Origin of the sequence: Octadecabacter sp. B2R22, from assembly GCF_018861045.1 — a bacterium.
GTDB lineage: Bacteria > Pseudomonadota > Alphaproteobacteria > Rhodobacterales > Rhodobacteraceae > Octadecabacter.
This window is the reverse complement of record NZ_JAHKQJ010000001.1, coordinates 1-16441: the sequence shown is the minus strand read 5'-3', so window position 1 is coordinate 16441 and position 16441 is coordinate 1. Positions and strand designations below refer to the sequence as shown.

General features: G+C 53.7%; 10 protein-coding genes and 1 pseudogene. 5 read left to right on the top strand and 6 right to left on the bottom strand.

The genetic code is table 11. The features are described from left to right. Nucleotides 1-104 precede the first annotated feature (104 nt). Entirely contained in the window at nucleotides 105-1361 is a 1257-nt protein-coding gene (locus tag KO486_RS00050; RefSeq protein WP_216035195.1) for a Xaa-Pro peptidase family protein, read from the bottom strand. 89 nt (nucleotides 1362-1450) lie between these two features. Between KO486_RS00050 and KO486_RS00045 the strand changes: the two genes are divergently transcribed. After that, nucleotides 1451-2326, top strand: a complete 876-nt coding sequence (locus KO486_RS00045; RefSeq protein ID WP_216035194.1) for a LysR family transcriptional regulator — start codon at nucleotides 1451-1453, stop codon at nucleotides 2324-2326. Nucleotides 2327-2362: 36 nt separating this feature from the next. Here the strand turns inward: KO486_RS00045 and KO486_RS00040 are convergent, their stop codons facing one another. Together KO486_RS00040 and KO486_RS00035 are read right to left on the bottom strand one after the other, a co-directional pair. Further along, the gene (locus KO486_RS00040; RefSeq protein WP_216035193.1) at nucleotides 2363-2977 is read right to left on the bottom strand and encodes a hypothetical protein; all 615 of its coding nucleotides are present in this window, start codon (nucleotides 2975-2977) and stop codon (nucleotides 2363-2365) included. Between the two features lie 12 nt (nucleotides 2978-2989). Beyond that, nucleotides 2990-10627 carry a choice-of-anchor L domain-containing protein gene (locus KO486_RS00035; protein ID WP_216035192.1) on the bottom strand — a complete coding sequence of 2546 codons (7638 nt, stop codon included), beginning with the start codon at nucleotides 10625-10627 and terminating at the stop codon, nucleotides 2990-2992. Nucleotides 10628-10931: 304 nt separating this feature from the next. On the opposite strand from KO486_RS00035, the pseudogene KO486_RS16385 reads away from it, so the two are divergent. After that, a pseudogene (locus KO486_RS16385) lies at nucleotides 10932-11123 on the top strand (IS3 family transposase); the annotation flags it as partial. 104 nt (nucleotides 11124-11227) lie between these two features. Here KO486_RS16385 and KO486_RS00030 read toward each other — a convergent pair. Next, nucleotides 11228-11740, bottom strand: a complete 513-nt coding sequence (locus tag KO486_RS00030; RefSeq protein ID WP_216035191.1) for a GFA family protein — start codon at nucleotides 11738-11740, stop codon at nucleotides 11228-11230. Nucleotides 11741-11812: 72 nt separating this feature from the next. After that, complete coding sequence (locus KO486_RS00025) at nucleotides 11813-12181, bottom strand: group 1 truncated hemoglobin (protein WP_216035190.1); 369 nt, start codon at nucleotides 12179-12181, stop codon at nucleotides 11813-11815. 155 nt (nucleotides 12182-12336) lie between these two features. Here KO486_RS00025 and KO486_RS00020 point away from each other — a divergent pair, with 155 nt between their 5' ends. Further along, the gene (locus KO486_RS00020; protein ID WP_216035189.1) at nucleotides 12337-13206 is read left to right on the top strand and encodes a LysR family transcriptional regulator; all 870 of its coding nucleotides are present in this window, start codon (nucleotides 12337-12339) and stop codon (nucleotides 13204-13206) included. Nucleotides 13207-13352: 146 nt separating this feature from the next. Here the strand turns inward: KO486_RS00020 and KO486_RS00015 are convergent, their stop codons facing one another. After that, a complete protein-coding gene (locus KO486_RS00015) occupies nucleotides 13353-14501 on the bottom strand; it encodes an AraC family transcriptional regulator (protein WP_216035188.1) in 1149 nt (382 codons plus the stop codon). A 147-nt stretch (nucleotides 14502-14648) separates the two neighbouring features. Here KO486_RS00015 and KO486_RS00010 point away from each other — a divergent pair, with 147 nt between their 5' ends. Both KO486_RS00010 and KO486_RS00005 read left to right on the top strand, forming a co-directional pair. Further along, nucleotides 14649-15338, top strand: coding sequence for a hypothetical protein (locus KO486_RS00010; protein ID WP_216035187.1), 690 nt, complete (start codon nucleotides 14649-14651; stop codon nucleotides 15336-15338). Between the two features lie 132 nt (nucleotides 15339-15470). Beyond that, the gene (locus tag KO486_RS00005; RefSeq protein WP_216035186.1) at nucleotides 15471-16301 is read left to right on the top strand and encodes a MipA/OmpV family protein; all 831 of its coding nucleotides are present in this window, start codon (nucleotides 15471-15473) and stop codon (nucleotides 16299-16301) included. Nucleotides 16302-16441 lie beyond the last annotated feature (140 nt).

Below are 16441 nucleotides of genomic sequence, written 5' to 3'. Positions count from 1 at the left end.
ATTACGCATGCTTCCCGCCCATTGAAGGCTGCCGCTTTGAGCCCTATTGACCGATGCTGCGCCGTGAACGGATGTCTGCTATTTCAAGTCAAAGAAAGTTAGTGTTACTTCAGAAGGTCGTCCTCAAACGGGAAGCGCGACAGTAACTCAATGCCTGTGTCTGTCACCAGGACTTGCTGCTCTAGCTTCACACCTTCCTTCCCGTCAGCCTCACCGATGTAGCTTTCTACACACAGCGTCATACCCGCAACGATTTCGCCGTCATAGCCTGCGTCCGGAAAATCGCCTTTGTGATAAAGGTAGGGGTATTCGCCCGTCATTCCGCAGCCGTGGGCGGACAAATAGTAGCGGTTCTCGTAGAACTTTTCGGGAATGTCCCACGCACGATCAGCGTAGTCGCGAAAGCTCATGCCAGCGTGCAAAATATCCATGTTGCTGAGCACCTGTTCATGGGCGACTTTGTAAAGCTCACGCTGTGCGTCGGTCGGTTTGCCCGGCCCCGAATGGAAGGTGCGCGAAAAGTCGGAATAATAGCCGTGACACCCGACAACATCTGTATCGAGCGCGATCAGTTCATTTTCACCGATCACATGGATGGATGTTTCTTGAAACCACGGGTTTGTGCGATCGCCAGCATTCAACAGGCGCGTCTCACAGTAGTCCGCGTTTTGTGCGATCACCGATTGATGTAAAACCGACCACAGTTCGTTTTCGGTCATGCCAGGGCGGATGGCGGCACGCAGCTTGGCGACCCCATTTTCTGTGGCGCGCAGCGAGGCATTGATACATTTCATCTCTTCGCTGGATTTGACAGCGCGGGCCATTTCAACGGGTTGCTGGGCGTCAACGATGTTCAAACCGCACTCCTTGAGCGCAATCGCCGTGCCCGCGTTCAAACGTTCCAGACCGACGGTGGCGCCTTTGCCCACCAGCTCGCTGATCAGGTCTGTCATCTCAACGGCCCACGCCTTTTCGCGCGCAGCAATCTCTGGGCCCGCGGCTACGAAACTGGCGGTTTTGGATGGGCGGACTTCGTCGATTGTCTCATAGCCCTCGCCAAGATGCAGACAGCCCGTAAATTCAAACAAGATGGATTTGTTCGCCGTCAGAAGCAAATAACGCGAGGGCGCATTGCGTTGGCAAAACACCTGCATATTGCGGGACCCTGTGGCGTAACGGATGTTGATCGGGTCCGACAGGATAACGGCATCGACGTTGTAGTGATGCATTTGTTCGCGCACGCGGGCCAAGCGGTATAGGCGAACGGCCCTGAGGTCGATCCCCTCGCTTTCGGGTGCGCGATCCAGAAGGGCGATGCCCGCCAAATCACTGCGTTCTGCGTGCCAATCGAAATTTGCCATTGGGTGATCTCCTTGTTACTCGATAACTGGTACCTAAGGGTAAAGCTGTAAACGCTTGAAAAATTCGCCCATTCCCATAACCATAAGGAATGGACAACCGTCGAAAAAACCTCCCGCCACTTGATACCCTGATCTTCTTTGATGCTGTGATACGCGCGGGTGGTTTCACCGCCGCTTCGAGTGAGTTGTATGTGTCCCAAGCCGCCGTCAGTAAGCGCGTGCGCCAGCTTGAAGATTGGCTGGGGACGCCCTTGTTTGAGCGTGGAACCCGCAGCCTTACCCCGACCGCCGCAGGCCAATCCTTGGCAGAGCCGGTTGCGATGGCACTGGATTATCTCGGTGCCTCGCTTGATGGCCTCAAATCGACCGCGCGCCCAGCAGTGCGGATTGCAGCAAACAACGCGGTTTCGATGTTCTGGCTGTTCCCACGCCTAAAGGCGTTCACCTTCAGCGCCACGTCTTGCCCCGTCGAAACGGTGGTCACGGATGACCCAAGCATGTTGCTGTCACCGGAGAATGATCTGGCCATTATCTACGCCAGTGCCGTGCCCGATGGGTGGGTGGGACAGAGGTTGATGGAAGAAGAACTCGCCCCGGTGACATCACCGGCGGGCGCACGCCAATTCGCCCGCGACCCACGCAGCTTGCCACTGCTCGAATACGAACGCCACGCACCCGATTGGATTAACTGGAACATCTGGGCAAAACGCCAAAGCAGTTCACCCTTGTTGGACCTGCCACGCGTTGTTTGCCAAACCTACGGTCAATCTATTGGACGTGCGATTGCGGGCGAAGGCATCGCGCTCGCCAGCCTCACCTTGCTGCACGAAGAGTTGGCGTCAGGTTCACTTGAACAGCTTGATGCCGTTCCAACATCCACTGGAAAAGGATACTTTCTGGTGACAAGCGCGAGCGGGGCGAAGCAAGACAATGTCGGCGCTTTGAAGAAGTTTCTAACAAACTGAGGCCGCTTTATTCCCAAAACCAACAAGAGTAGCCGTTCAGGTTTCGCTCACGCGTCGCCTAGCACCGATGACGAAAAGAAGACCAGTTAACATAAGGAGACCACCTGCCGGCAATGGAATTGGTGCTATTGTCGAAACCGAAATTGCATTTGCATCGATGAATGCAATTGATGATGCGTTTGTGTCAAAATCGAAAATACTGAGTGAGGCAGACTGGAAACCGACGTTAGAAGCAATAGCGACGGCCTCATAGCCACCGCCGCCAAGGACATAATCGAAAACCTCACCACTGACCGACAGAGATAAAGTGCCGCTTAGAAAAATGCCGTCCACATCGGTGATGCCTACGTTAAACTGTAGGGCGTAAATTGGGTTTGCGAACGCTATATCGAGTGGGTCACTGTCAAAGTTCGTGGAGATTGACCCATCGAAAACGTTAAAAAGCCCGTTGGGGGCCGACAACGTACCTTCTGCATCGCCGCCCCCGAAAACGGTAATGCTATCAGGAAAAATTGCTGTACCTGCCGGGGGTAGTAATTCCGTCACGACGCCAGCTTGGCCGGAAATATCAGGGGTTATCGTCGCGGCATGGGCAAGGCCAGCATTGCAAACAAAAACGGCTAATAGCATGAGGTTGCGCAGAAAGTTCATAAACATGTTTCCTTATAAAGTGTCGTGTTCGAAGCCTGTGATCGTTATGTCCTCAAGCCGGAACTGGGAACTTGCGCCTTCGATCGGATCGAGGCCCGTATCAAGAGCACCGGCAATGAATACAGTTCCCGCAGGGTTCAGACTGCCGCTTGTGATGACCAATGCATCATACAAGACAGTATCATCCGCTGAAAAATCGCGCCCATCAGCGGCGCTAAAGTCGAACGTATCGACAAGAGCATCCTCCAAGTACAAAGATACGCGGGCGGCATCGCTGCCTACGCCAGAAATGAGTGCATCAAACCCTTCAAACTGACCGCTAAAGCCTGTCCCCGTCAAACCGTCTGCGAGGCCAAACCGAAGACCTTCGGCTCCATCGATCTCTTGCGGTCTGTCCTCGCTTATGGGGCCGCTTCGACCCGATACACCCAAATCACCGGCATGTAGGGAAGAGCCGCCAAACGTTCCGGGGTCGCGCGTTCCAAGATTGATAGCTGCCCAGATGTCGGCGTCTACATCCGCGCTCTGGTCGATAGTAATGTCGTCGTCGGTCCAGGCATCTCTCCAGGCATTTGGATTACTACGGCTGAACCTGTCCGGCGCGTCGCCCAATGAAATACTAAACGGCGTGGTTTCGGGTTCGGAGGCGTCCAGAACCTCAATCAGAATAGGCGCGACAGGCAGGCCGTCAAAGACACCACCACCGCTGACAGAAAATGTGCCAAGCACAAACTCCGTCGGTTCAACAAGACCGTCAATCGGGGCCGAGACATCGATGCTTTCTGTTAGGCTTCCGCCGGCTGTGAAGACAATGTCGTGGGCATTGCCTGCACCTGATCCAAAATCGACATCAATACTACCCGGCGTAATCGTGAGTGTAACATCGGATGTGAGTGCAATAATTCCGGTAAGTGAAACATCTATGGAAACTGCACCCTCACCTTCTGTGACTGTAACATCGCGGCTAGAAATCGAAATATTAGGGCGATCCGGTGTGTCGTCACCGCCGTCTGGGGGGATGCCGATAAAACCATCATCATCCTCAACGTTAAGCGATCCCGCGCGTATCAAAACTGCACTGTCCATCAGGCCATCTCGGGTATCTTCAACCTCTATCACCAACGTGTTTTCACCAGCTTGTGTCCGCCCGGCGAATGTCAGTGGGGTGGTGTAGGCATCTGCCCGTGTTTCATCACGAATTGCGCCATCAGCGACAGTATTGAACAATAAATCCGGATGGCTAGCAGCGAACGGAGCAGGCAAAAGTTGGTTCACTGTCAGCGCTGTGCCGTCCGACAAAACCGCAAGCTGTTCACCGTTCAGGAAAATCCGCAGCGCGTCATTGAATTCGGTTCCCGCAAATTCGCGCAGTTCCTCTGTGACGAATGCGAAATCAAAGGTCAGGACCTTACCTGCATCGGCATTCATTTCGAAGTCATAGGTCAAACGGGTCAAATCCCCATCTGATCCCTCTGCGCCAAAATCAGTGGATAGGTCCGCAGGTGCGGCCAATCTACTATCGGACGCGGTAATGCTAGCCGTGAGCTCTTCTGTGGCGCCGCCCTCCGCGACGTACAGATACAGCGGTCCGTCGGTGTCGACAGATGTGGTCAGATCAAATCCGACAACACCACCATCACCCATCGTAAAAGAGCCGTCGTTCGTGCCGCCGTAGTCAAATTCGCCAAGACGCGCTATGGATAGATCGATAATTCCGTTTTCCGTGCCCTGTGTGTCGACAGGTGTTATGCCACCGCCGCTACGAATGCTGCCAGGGGTGAACTGGCTAAATGCAGACGCATAATCAAACACGTCCAACCGCTCAAACTGGGTCGGATCATTCAGATCAATCCCGTTTGCGAGGTCTTCGGCTGTGACAAGCTGGCGGCTGAGGATGAGCGCATCCAGTTCTAGCCCCGAGAAGACACCCAGGCCGCCGCCAAGACCATCACCGTCATCCGCGATTGTGATCGAATTGAGCACGGTGCCCACAAAACTCAGATCCGCGCGGAAAATACTGGACGTGTTGTACCGGCCAATATCCTCGAACGGTAGCTCCGGAGCGTAGGGGCCAAACAATCCGCCATCAATTTCATTCGTTCCATCAAGGTCCTCTGCGATGCCCGTGGACAGCACGATGCCTTGACCCAACCCAAAGGGGTCGCCATCGAAGATACCGAATGCACGTCCGTCACCCTCAAGGGTTAAAGTCCCACCCGTGATTTCGCCGGACACACCTTCAAATAGGCTGTCGCTTAACTGCGAGGGCAAGTTGGCTTGGTTTACCCACTTAGTGTCTGCATCGAATCCCAAATCAGCTAATCCAGATGTGTCTGAACTGATCAGAGAACCCTGTGTCGACAGGTCCGGCACGGCTGTAAGTGTTAACTCTGGTGTAGGAGCGGCTGTAAGTACGAACAGTGATGGGTTTGCGGCCGCAAAATTGTTCACCAACACACTCGGCGCTACGGCAGAGGCTCCAAGTGTCGAAAATGCGCCATCGATGTTTGGTACGCCGCTCGTAGGTGTCAATACGCCGGTCGAGAAGATCGGCAGAAGCGGAAATACCGGCGTTATCGGGAATGGCGAAACAAAGAACGCAGTCCGGAATTCTGACGTGGAACTATCCAGAACAAAGTCGTCCAGTCCCTCAAGATGTGCGATGATATTGCGGGTGTCTTGCGCCAGCAGAATGTTCACGCCATCGCCAGTGACCTCGACTGTGTAATCATCCGCTCTGCCCGCAAGCACCAGTCGGTCGCCTTCGTCAGCGTCAAAGTCTGTAATGATTGCCCGACTGTCCGTTTCGTCGTCGTCACCGATGCTCCCTGTGTAGAACACATGTTCTGTCGAAAACGGAAATCCCGCGCGCAAGGTGCCAAGTATAAACTGGTCGGCACCGTCGCCTCCGGTCATTGTGTCGATTTCGTATGCATCAAATCGGATATCGCCTGCATCTGATGGTGCAAGCGTTGGATCAGTGCCGATCAAGGTGTCATCGTCAGCTCCGCCAAACAAGGTATCGGACCCCGTCAGACCGGTCAGCGTATCCTCACCTAATCCGCCCCGCAAAGTGTCATTTCCGCGAGCCGACTGGAGTGTTACGCGAATATCCGGACTGTCGCCAAAACTGGCGATCAATTCTAGTCCCTCCCATGTTCCGAAAATATCATCGTTAAAATCACCGCCGGTGATATCTACGGATTCAATGTCTCGGAACGTGGTCTGATCATTGGTGTCAGCGGTCTGATAGACGCCGTTGTTGGTATAGAAACCGAGCCTTGAGTTGTTGTTATTAACGCTGTCGCCGCCCTGATCGATTATTGCAAGGGCCGAGAGTGACCGCTCAACGGTGGATATAATAGCAGCATCAACATCGCTCCAATCCAGAACCAGTTGATCAACCTCTCCAAGTACCACCTCGAGCAATTGTTGCCCGGTCGTGATGATATACAAAGGCCGGTCAGAGATTTCAAAACGCTCAGCAGTCGTTACGATTTCACTGCCACCATTCACTATGTCAATTCCGCGCCCCGGATTGATAACATCCGCATTGCCCCCACCGTGCAAATCATTGTCGCTGATGCCGCCTTGTTCAATCAAATCAGCACCATTGCCAGTGCGTACCAGATCGAGGTTCTCGAAATTCAAAACACTCGCACCCGACGACAAGGTCATGTTGACCCGCTCATCAAAACCCGCCCTAATCGTGATGTCCTGTTCGGCATTTGCAAGGCGAATAGAAAGCCCGTCATCTCCTAAGCCGCCATCAAGGTGGAACAGCGGCGTTTCGGCCTCGCTGAAATAACGCACGGTGTCGTCACCCTCTTGGGTCAGGACAATGTCGGCACCACTGCCTGAATCGACGACATCATCACCACCACCAAGATACAATCGGTCATTGCCGGCCCCGGTCTCGATAGAATCCTCTTTGAAAGTTCCGACGATTTGGAAATTTTCAATGTTGGTAAATGTCACGCCGTCCAGCAATGACAGCCCGTCAAACGTCTGCCGCTCAATGCGTCCTGCAGACAAACCGCCAACAATGCCAAGTCCCCAATCTTCGCGTGAATAGTCAAGTTGCAATGTGTCATCATTGTCACCGCCATCGACGTAATCGTCTTGATCCGTCGATAGCAAGGGCGCGAAGATATTAGCCTGATCATCCCCAAATAGGGAGTCTCGCCCGTCAGAGCCACGGACGTTTTCGATGTTCGTGAGCGTATCACCCTGTGCGGTACTGCCGAACCCTGCCCCCGCGGACAAAAAGACTGTGACCCCAAAGCCGTCAGTATAGTCGGCCCAGTCAGCGCCGTTTCCGCCGTCCAGCACATCATTGCCAAAACCGCCGCGTAAAATATCGTTTCCGTCGGCCCCAAATATGGTGTCGTCACCGTTAAGACCTTGAATCGTATTGCTTTGCAGATCCCCTATCAGGGTGTCATTCTCATTGCTGCCGTCAAGGTCCTCAAACGTGGACCGCAGCCCATCAATGAAGGTGCCGTCGTCCTGTTCGACCTGAACAAAACCAATAGTATCGCTACCAGACCCGTTGCCAGTTCCCGCGCCCAAATCGACCGAGACAGCCGTTGCGGATCGAACGTAGCTCAGTAGGTCGCGCCCGTCCCCGCCATCGATTAACGCCGCACCATCACCGCGCGCATAGACGATGTCATCGCCAACATCTGTCGTAATCTCATCCGCGCCACCACGCCCGTCAATGATGTCATCACCAACCCAACCCGCAATCTGATTAAAGCCTGTCGTGCCTTCCAGAACATCTGCAAATGCAGACCCCATGACAGATTCGATGCTGACAAGGACATCGCCAGTCGCGTCGCCACCGTCAGCCGCCCCGCTTGCCAGATCAATTTGAACACCACCGAATGACGTAACATAACTTGTCCCGTCATGACCTAAGTTGCCAAATAGGAAATCGGAGCCTGCATCACCAAGCAAGAAATCGTCACCAATGCCGCCGCGCAAAACATCGTCGCCTCCATTGCCTTGCAGTGTGCTGTTTTCCAATGGATTGGCAGTCAGAATGTCGCTGTATGACGATCCGACAAGATACTCGATCGACGTCAGCACATCGCCTTCGGCTTCGCCGCCAGACCCGATGATTTGAGCGCCGTTCCAGACCAATGTGACCCCGACGGCAGAGTTTTCATAACTGACTCGATCGCGATCCGCACCACCATTGAGGATATCGGCACCAAGCCCTCCCTCGAGGTAATCGTTGCCAGCGCCTCCATACAAAGTATCGTCGCCCCCACGTCCGAACAGACGGTCGTTATCACCCTGCCCGCGTAGATCATCGTTAAGCGCAGCGCCTTCAAGAATATCATTGCCAGCGCCGCCGAGTGCGGCAACAACAACGTTCAAATCAGCTGAAATAACCAGTGCGTCGTCGGCATCCTGAAAATTCGCGTTGATCTGTGTTGGTGCCGCTTCTCCGTCATCGACGCCAAAGTTTTGGTAAAATCCTTCGTATTCGATACGCAATGCACCCGTAACCGGCAGTCCATCATCATCGACAGCTTCGCTTATGCGGTAGGTTTCACCGATGTCAGTCCCAACTTGACCTCCGATCACACGAAATCCTGCTTCCGGACCAACATGGAGCGCCACAGTGTCGTCGTCGATATACCGCGCCAAACCGTCAATTTCATCAAGCGCAGGCGGGCACCCGAAGTCAAAGTTTGCAATCGTAATATCGGCGATCGTAACGTCATACTCGAAGCTGAAGAACCCGAAACCGACCTTAATTGACGCGATAACTTCTGCTCCGATCCGCCCCAAAATTGGGTCGAGAAAGCAACCAGATCCAAAGTCCGAAAGACGCAAAACGCCATTCGGGATTTCGCCCGCATCGGTGTCAACTTCGCCACCCGGCAGGAATGCCGCCACAAATCCGACGATACCACCTTTGACACCGACACGCAGAACAACTGCGTCAACCGCGACCCCTGCAAAAATGCCGGCGGATGAATAAGCGATGGGCCGATATTCGAATTGTAGATCTTCGGGTTGGCGTTCGATCTGCTCTCCCGGCATCATTTCTTCGGTCGTTATGAACAAACCATCCACGAAACTGCTGCCTGGGTTTTGAAGCGCAAACGTATCGTAACCGATCGTAAAGTCGATGGTGGCCTCGGCAAATCCGTCGATGGTCAGGCCGAAGGGGCCGAAGATACGGAAAAAATACTCTCCGAACCGTGCTTCTGCGGTTATCGCAGGAATATCGTATTCGATGAGTGACACGGGACCACCGCCGGTTAGTTCTGGCAGCAGCACGTTCAAGATCAGTTCGGGGTTTTCGAACAACGGGAAGGACAAGCCACTGTCATCTTCAATGGTGGCCGTAGTCAGGCTGGCAATACCCGCATCAGACAATCCGGGCACAGCATTCAACACCTGTGCGAACAGTTCCGTCGTATCGGCCAGCTCGCTTAGGAATTCGATGGGAGTTAGACCACCAATGTCTGCAACTGCGAATTCGGGGAGATCTGGCAAATCGATATCCGGGTCAAAGCCAGGGATCATGATGCTACCAAGCGGAATGACCCCGTCATTATCGGCAAAATCACTTAACTGTTTGAGAATGCCGAGAGCTTCGGCAAAGCTTGAAAGCACGGTGACGGCTTGGGTATTTCCTGTTTCACGGAAGTAGATACCAAGCCCGTCCAGCAAGTTGAATATTCCGTCGCCGCTGGTCGGGATCGCATCAAACAATCCGATAAGGCCGACGGCATTCAGCCCATCATTGATAATCGGAAGTGGGTCGGTCAGGATGCCAACAATGTCGCCAATAATCCCCTCGAAAAGGATATCCGTAACCGGGTCTAGCATATCCACGACGGCATCCAGAAGATCACCGATTTTCATGCCCACATCCGAGAACATAATCGTCGGCGCATTGGAGGGATCGAGTGGATCCCATGCAATTTCAAGGCTCGCCATAACTCCCGGCAAAAGATCATCTGCGACCATCGTTTCAAGATCAAGTTGCAACACCGCACTGCCGCCATAGGTGACAGTCAGGTCCGCAGGGGTAAGACCTGATAGATCAAACCCAGCAGAAAATTGAATTTCGGGTGTATCAAGAGTGTCCGTCAGGCTCGCCGCGATGAACCCTTTGGCCATGGTCGCCACCGCGGAGACATCCGCAGATATGTTGGCATTCAACACCAACTCATCCTCGGGCGTATCAACAAGGGCAAGCGTGTCAGTCGCCGTGTCGTAGGTCAAATTTAGATCAAGCGTGACATCAATTGCCCCGTCAAAATCCGCACGGGCATCAAGGCTAAATGCAGACCCGCCAAGACCGATCCCACCATCCAGAATATTGACGTTCGCATTGGTTGCCGCCGTCAGCCCGACGGAAACGACCGTGCCCGTAGCCGAAGCGGTTATGCCGTCTAGGTTATCAAGTGCGGCCGCAATCGCCGCAGCTCGCGCAGCAGGATCAAGCGCGCCATCAACGACTGCAATGGCATCATCCACAGCCGTCTCAAGAGCGTCTAGGTTGAGGCTTGAAATGAGAGACGTCAAATCATCCGCGATGATCGGGATGTTTGAGAGCGTTTCTACGATAGCATCATCTTCGAGCGTCCCCAAAATAGGACGTAATTGGTCTAGAAAAGACATTTTTTCCTCCGAAATAGGAGACATGTTTTTAAAATGGGTATTGGCTAACGTTGCGGCAACCATTCCAATCGGTCAAGGCCACGCAGTGATCATTGATCCAGAAGGCCTCCCAGTTTCCTGTAATTGTTTGTTAAAAAAATCTTGCTTCGATCCAGAATAGGTCTCCTTTTTTTCGATTGGCGTTTTTTCTTACTGAGTCGGCTGTGGGAATTTCTCGTATTCAAGCTGCCTGTGAGGGCTTCGATCTTGCCGCTCGAACTGTTTTTGGACTCGTCATATAAAGCTCTCATCGGTCCGCAATGATCGAACCATTCCCGCCTAAATCAGGAGTGACAACGGCCCTGAGTTTATTGCCGAGGCTCCCAGGTATTGGATCAAAGCAGTCAAGGAAAAGACTGCAGATATCGAGCTAGGGTCTTCCAAGGCAAACAGATATCGCGAACGCTTCAACCGAAGAATGCGCGACGACTTGCCTAACGGTGAAATCTTCAACTCGTAGCGCGAGTATTAGGGTCCTATGACCGCGTTGCGGGACTTTTCTGCCGTTCGAGCTTCAAGTGCTAACGTTCGCCTCCGCAATCCTGCGAGACCGTTCTTTTTTCATGGAGCAGCAGTGCCCGTTGCCTCGTGCAAGATCGCGCGCCGGGCAAGGCTCTGTGGCGACCAAATGTCCTTGATCGTGAAATACTCTTCAAAGGCGGGCACATCAGGCGGCAGAATGACCCAAGGCTGCTTCGTCGATGTGTAAATATGAACGTCCGGCGAGAACGGGTCGGGATCATCAAGCGTGCCCACACGGACGAACCGCACGACCTCCCCCAATCCGCCGCCCATGGCGAGGTAGTTGGTCCAGAGGGTCACGTGGCATTTCGGACACCGCGCGAACCTTTGGCCTTCGTCGCTTATCGACGGGGTCAGGATCTCAGCGACCTCGCCTTTTGTAACTCTGACGCGGTCCGCTTCAATCAATGCATTGACGGCAAAAGATGCGCCGCTTTCTCGCTGGCACCAGCGGCAATGGCAGCCATGAACGATCATCGGTTCAGAAGCCATTTCATAGCGCACATGGCCACACGCACAGCCACCTTCGAAGGGTCCGTTTTTTTCTGTCATGTCGGTGTTCCTTGTTAAATATGATCGATCGTTAAATGGGCGGCTGGCCTCAATGAGACCTAATCTCAAAAACTATGCTGAAACGATATCGTCTTTCAGAGTGTCCAGAAACCCCATGACCTCACCGCCTTCGGCTTCGCGAACGCCCATTTCACCCGCGACGCTGACTACGATACCGATGAAGCATTCCCAATCGTGCGCTGTGATCCCCATGCCCTTGTGTGCAAGCGCCATGTCGCGCCCCCGATAATACATCTGCCCGCCAGTGGCATTGACGAGGAAATCAATGAGTGACTGCAGATCGCGGGCGTTGGTATCCTCATTCCGGTTGAGCCAAAACCGCGCCAGTTCATCGTGCTTCTGCGCCCTTTCAACAACCTGTGTGGCAAACACCGCAAGGGCATCATAGCCGCCAAGCCTGTCGTAAAGTGAAACGGTCATCTCAAATCTCCTTTTTGGATAATGTCGGGCTGTCGGTGGCCTGAGCGCGGCGAAAATCCCTTTTTTGTTGCGATCAGCCAAGCATTCACCCAGTGTTTTGAGAACTCACGAAGTTTGAAAACGCGATTTGCAGGAATGCACGAGGGGGGTGCGCAATGAATTGGGATGACGCACGCATATTTCTCGCGTTTGCACGGGAGGGTTCTTTTGGGGCCGCAGCCAAGCGATTGGGGGTGCAACACTCGACCGTCTCACGGCGCATTCATGCGATGGAAAGCAATCTTGCTGCGCCCTTAGTCGAACGCAGCGCGCATGGGTATGTTTTGACACAGGCGGGAAAAGACCTGCGCGCGTCGGCTCTCAGGATGGAACAAGAACTGTTGGCCTTTGAAACAGCGAGTGCGGGCCAAAGCGATGAAGCCTCTGGTGATCTTAAGGTCTCGGCAATCGCAAATATGGCGTCTTCGCTCCTCATGCCCATTTTTGCCCGTTTCAGCGAAGCGCATCCAAAGATTAACCTTCGGGTAGACGTAACAAACGATTCAGTCCGTCTCTCAGAAAGGGACGCAGATATCGCCCTTCGCCAAACCAATGCACCCGCAGAAACCCTGATCGGGACGCGGCTCACCACTGTGTCTTCGGCGGTGTACGGATCGATTGGATATTGCGATCAGGTAAAGCAAGGGAAAGCGGCTGAGAGGTGGATCGGCGTTGACTGCTGCGACTACCACAGAAACTGGACAAGGGACGCCTGCCCCTCGGCGGACCATGTTTTCTGTGTGGATGAGACATCCGTAACGGCCGCGGCCCTTCGCGAGGGCCTAGGCGTTGGGTATTTGCCCTGTTTCATGGGGGATAGCGACCCGGCCCTCACCCGGTTCCGCGCCCCTGAAAAGAAACACGATCTTGGTCTGTGGTGCCTCTACCATCGAGATCTACGTGACACCAAGCGGGTATCCTTGTTTTGCGAGCACATAAGGAAAGAAATCAAAAAGATCGCACCGCTCTTTGAGGGCAACCAGTAAATCACGAACGCCATCACTCAACAATAAATGGCGGATCGGAAGATCAATACGGCCCTCCCGCGTTTGTTGAGCGGGTCGTATCAAGACAATTGCGCTCTGCATGGCAACTGCTTTTCGCGTTTCGACCAATTTCATTGCACCGGCGGTCAATCGAGTTGTGCGTCGTTGTTGCGATAGGCTTTGGGCGTCAGGCCCGTTTCCCGTTTGAAGGCTTTATAAAATGTGGAGCGCGAGTTGAAACCGACATCCAATGATATTGTCAATGTTGACGCCTCATTCGCAATAATGAGTGGTTTAGCAGCCTCAATTCGGTGGTGTGCGATATAGTCGAAGAAGGTTGACCCGATTTGTTCATTGAGCGTTTGAGAGATCTGATTGGGCAAAGCGCCGACATGGTGTGACAGTTTTTGCAACGAAAGGTTCGGATCAAGATACAGAGCGTCCTTTTCCATAACTGTTTTGATCCGTGCGGCAAGCCGCTGGGCATGCGCCTCTGTCAAAGCAGACCGCGCATACTTCTCCTCCACCGAGTTGTCTGGCGCTTCTGGTTCTTCTGGGATCATTTCGGGTGGCGCAATAGAAGCGAACGCCATGAAAAACAACAGAAGACAGGCTGTCAGGCCGTAAATGAGCTCTTCGATAACGACGTATTCAAACCCTATGTTCCCGGCGACAAACATGAATGCAACGACACCCCATAAGGAGATTATAGAAACCACAAACCAGTCGAGCCATCGCAATTCGCGACCATCGAGGTTGGAATAATGGGACCGAAGTTTTGATCGGTATGCACGCAACTTCTTCAGCGTAGCTATGAGATAGATAAGAGATGACGCCACCCAACAGAAGATCAGGGCAAAAGTCGCCAAAGCAAGTGTAGAAGGCAGGACGCCTTTAGGGAGCTCACCCGCAATGAACATCGTCGTTTTCGTTTGGGCAGGCAGCAGCCAGTAGCCGATCATCACCAGGCCGCCTGCGATCGGCAAAACGATGTCGTGTCGCCGCATAGCCGCAGACCTCAGTTCGACCGTTTTTGCCGATACATAATAGTAGACAGCCGGCGGCTGTAAGAGCAGCAGAACCAAAACGGCCGGCAAATAAAATCCGTACATCGCTGGAGTGAACGTAAAGACGAGAGGCGTGAGAACGATACCTCCAAACACGCCAAAGACGAGCGTGAGATAAAACCGCGCAGGCCCGTCTTGCGTGCTGCGTATCGCCAACATCGCACCGGCGAGGGCAATGCCCAAGCAGACAGAAGATAGAGCAATGGTTCCATCGGTAAACATATCCATTGATAGGTCCAATTCTCTATCCGCTTCAACGGGCAATACATTTCCGCAGGTTTATTGCGATAAAATGTCCGCGCCGTCCTGCGCGGACGACAGGCTGAAATTTTTGGGTCAGTGAGGGCTCAAATTTCACAGCCAAAGAGACCCGCAATGCTTCCATTAGTCACGATCACTACCATCGCCCATGTCGCCTCTGGCGCTATCGCCGTGCTGATGGGGGCAATCGCCTTCGCCGTCCGAAAGGGCGCGACGGCCCACATCAACACTGGCCGTGCTTTCACAGCTGCGATGAGCTTCTCCTCGCTCCTTGGAGCGATCCTTGGGTTAATCAAATATGAAACCTTTTACATCACATTTCACGCAGGCATCCTCGGCATGACTTTAGTGCTGAGCGGCTGGCTCTTCGCAAAGCGACCTACCAAACATCGCGGTCCGTTGTCCTTTGCAATTGCTGGTGTGAACCTTCTGAATACCCTGGGTTTGGTCGCGGCGGGATCTTGCGCGCTGACGTTACCAGAGCAAACGTTGCGCGGATTTGCAGCCGCCGACTATTTTTTCCTTGGAGGGATAGCGGGCGTAGCCCTTGTCAACGATCTCCTCATTCTCATGCGTCAAACCCTGTCCTACAAACATCGGATTGCCCAGCACGTGTGGCGTATGTGCATCGGATTCTTCATTGCGGCAGGGTCCGCATTCACAGGACCGGGGGCCAAGGTATTCCCAGAGGCCGTACGCAACAGCGGCATACTTTCGCTGCCCGAGCTGACAATCATTCTGCTGATGCTGTTTTGGCTTTTCCGGGTTCTTCGCGGGAAAGGCCCCAAAATGCGCGCGCTTTAGGCTTGAGGGCAACTGCCAACCTGCCGCTCAGCATCGCGCACAATATCCAAAAAATCTCCAACTAAGGGCTCACCTGCTGAGCCTCTCACATTCCAAACACGCACAATCACGCGCCTTACGAAAGATAAGATTATGAAAACGATCACGACACTCACCGCCACACTGCTGGCCCATCTTCCCGTAAGCGTCTTCGCGCAAGACACGACAGAAGATACCTTTGCGGGCCACGATATTTACTTCACCGTTTCCGGAGGCTTGGTCTCTGCACCCTCGTTCCTTGGCAGTGGCGAGACGACGACTTACGCGATCCCGAACATCTCTGTCGCCATCGGGGACCGACTAAGCATCTCATTGCTCGAAGGGGTGTCCTATGACGTCTACAAGAGTAACAACCTGACCGCAGGCGCCGTTCTGACCTATGATTTTGGTCGCGAGGATACGCCTTCTAACCATCCGTTGTTGCTGTCAGGCGTTGCCTCATCAGAGATCGCGGGGCTCGGAGATATCGAAGAGACTGCCGAATTCGGTGGCTACATCGAATACACATACGGCAACCTTCAGGCCTCAATTGCGGTCCGCAAAGGTGTTGATGGTGGCCACGCCGGGATCGTTGGCGACGTTGACGTGACCTACAACGCAGCCGTCGAACTCTTTGGGGCGCAATCCGTCCTTTCGATCGGTCCTTCGGCCAGTTTCTCGGATGATCGTTACGCCAGCACCTTCTTTGATGTCTCTGCGGCTCAATCCGCGGCTTCTGGCATCAGTGAATACGATGCGGGCGGCGGCCTCATGTCATACGGCGTGCACGCCTCTGCCTATGTGCCACTAAACGAGCATGTCGCACTCGTCGGTTTTGCTGAGTTTGACCAACTTACCGGCGATGTGCGGGACTCGTCGATTGTGCAAGAACGCGGATCAGAGGAGCAGGTGACGGCCGGTCTCATGATCAACTACACCTTCTAGTGATGTGGCGCCGGGCCCGGCAACAACCTCACCAAGCAGGATGTTGCCGGCTGTCCTCGGTCAAATTCAAGGCTCGCATTTTTCGGCATGACCTCGGTTTTGCACCCGTAGCGAAGGTCTGCTTCTCTAATTGGGTGTCT

Excerpts from the sequence above, each read along its gene's own strand:
- KO486_RS00050 (WP_216035195.1), bottom strand. The coding sequence starts at position 1,361 with ATGGCAAATTTCGATTGGCACGCAGAACGCAGTGATTTGGCGGGCATC.
- KO486_RS00045 (WP_216035194.1), top strand. The coding sequence starts at position 1,451 with ATGGACAACCGTCGAAAAAACCTCCCGCCACTTGATACCCTGATCTTC.
- KO486_RS00040 (WP_216035193.1), bottom strand. The coding sequence starts at position 2,977 with ATGAACTTTCTGCGCAACCTCATGCTATTAGCCGTTTTTGTTTGCAAT.
- KO486_RS00035 (WP_216035192.1), bottom strand. The coding sequence starts at position 10,627 with ATGTCTTTTCTAGACCAATTACGTCCTATTTTGGGGACGCTCGAAGAT.
- KO486_RS00030 (WP_216035191.1), bottom strand. The coding sequence starts at position 11,740 with ATGACAGAAAAAAACGGACCCTTCGAAGGTGGCTGTGCGTGTGGCCAT.
- KO486_RS00025 (WP_216035190.1), bottom strand. The coding sequence starts at position 12,181 with ATGACCGTTTCACTTTACGACAGGCTTGGCGGCTATGATGCCCTTGCG.
- KO486_RS00020 (WP_216035189.1), top strand. The coding sequence starts at position 12,337 with ATGAATTGGGATGACGCACGCATATTTCTCGCGTTTGCACGGGAGGGT.
- KO486_RS00015 (WP_216035188.1), bottom strand. The coding sequence starts at position 14,501 with ATGGATATGTTTACCGATGGAACCATTGCTCTATCTTCTGTCTGCTTG.
- KO486_RS00010 (WP_216035187.1), top strand. The coding sequence starts at position 14,649 with ATGCTTCCATTAGTCACGATCACTACCATCGCCCATGTCGCCTCTGGC.
- KO486_RS00005 (WP_216035186.1), top strand. The coding sequence starts at position 15,471 with ATGAAAACGATCACGACACTCACCGCCACACTGCTGGCCCATCTTCCC.